This window comes from Micromonospora phytophila, assembly GCF_023656545.1.
Classification (GTDB): Bacteria; Actinomycetota; Actinomycetes; order Mycobacteriales; family Micromonosporaceae; genus Micromonospora; species Micromonospora phytophila.
This window is the reverse complement of record NZ_JAMOKF010000618.1, coordinates 1-1,166: the sequence shown is the minus strand read 5'-3', so window position 1 is coordinate 1,166 and position 1,166 is coordinate 1. Positions and strand designations below refer to the sequence as shown.

General features: G+C 73.2%; 1 protein-coding gene. It reads right to left on the bottom strand.

Features of this window, described 5'->3' with window-relative positions; genetic code table 11:
* A partial coding sequence (locus tag NCC78_RS31805; protein WP_250799164.1) for an RNA-guided endonuclease InsQ/TnpB family protein occupies window positions 1–1,139 on the bottom strand: 1,139 nt, incomplete at its 3' end.
* Window positions 1,140–1,166: the final 27 nt, after the last annotated feature.

Below are 1,166 nucleotides of genomic sequence, written 5' to 3'. Positions count from 1 at the left end.
GCGATGCTGGCCGCCGCGACCAGGTCACGGTGGCCGGAGAATGCGCAGTGCGGGCAGGACAGGGTCCGCCCCCGAGGTTTCGGCACCCGCTTTGCGCAGGCGGGGCAGGTGGACGAGGTGCCGCGTTCGTTGACCAGCCGGACGGTGATACCGGCCAGGGTGGCCTTGTCGATGAGAATCTGGATCAGGCGGCCGATCTGCCACTGCCGTAGCCGCAGGTTGTGCCGCCGCCCGGCAGGAAGGTCCAGCACACCGCGGGGATCCCCGACGTGCAGGACACCGACCCGCTGCCGCAGCGCCCAGGAGATCACCGTGCAGGCGCTTTCGTGCTGGGCCTGACGGACCCGCCGGCGATGCCGGCCCTGCACGAGCCGTGCCCGACGCCGGTACTGCCGCCACCGCCGCGACCCCTTCTGGCCCGGCTTCGGCGCCCGGCGGGCCACCACACGGCGGCGGGCCTTGGTGTCGGCAAGGTGCATGCGGTGTTCGGCGCGGATCGCCCGCCCCGACACCAGCAACCCTTGCCCGCCGGGGCCGGCCACGGCGTACGGGTGGATGATCCCCAGGTCCACCCCGGCCACCCGGGCCGGGTCCGGTTCCTCGCCGAGCGGGTAGAGCGCCACCGGCACCTCGGCGGTGACGTCGAGGAACAGGCGGCCGCCCTCACACAGCAGCGTGACCGACCGGACCTGCTCGAGCGGATACGGCACCTCCCGCGCCACGCGCACCCACAACGGCGCACTGCCTTTGGCTGTGGGGATCCGGACTCTGCGTCCGTCGAGGGTGAACGTGCCGTGATACCAGCGCACCGGCACCAGCCCCCGCCGACGACGCGGGAACCGCGCCGACAGGTCACCGGCCTTGCGGCGCTTCGCCGCCGCGAACCACGCATCCGAAAACCGACGCACCACCGACCGAGCACCCACGCAATCCAGCTGGGCGAACGTGCCCGGCCCCGACGCCGCCAACTCCCGGCACAACTCCTGATAACCGGACAGCGCCACGTCGTGACGGCGGCGCCGCCACGCGTTGACCTCCAACACACACGCCCACACGTCACCGGCGCAGCGCAGCAGCCCGAAACAACGCCGCCGCTGCCCGGGCGTCACCCGCAACGCGACCCGCGCGCTGCGATGCACGACCCGAGGCGCGGCCGGATCCCGACG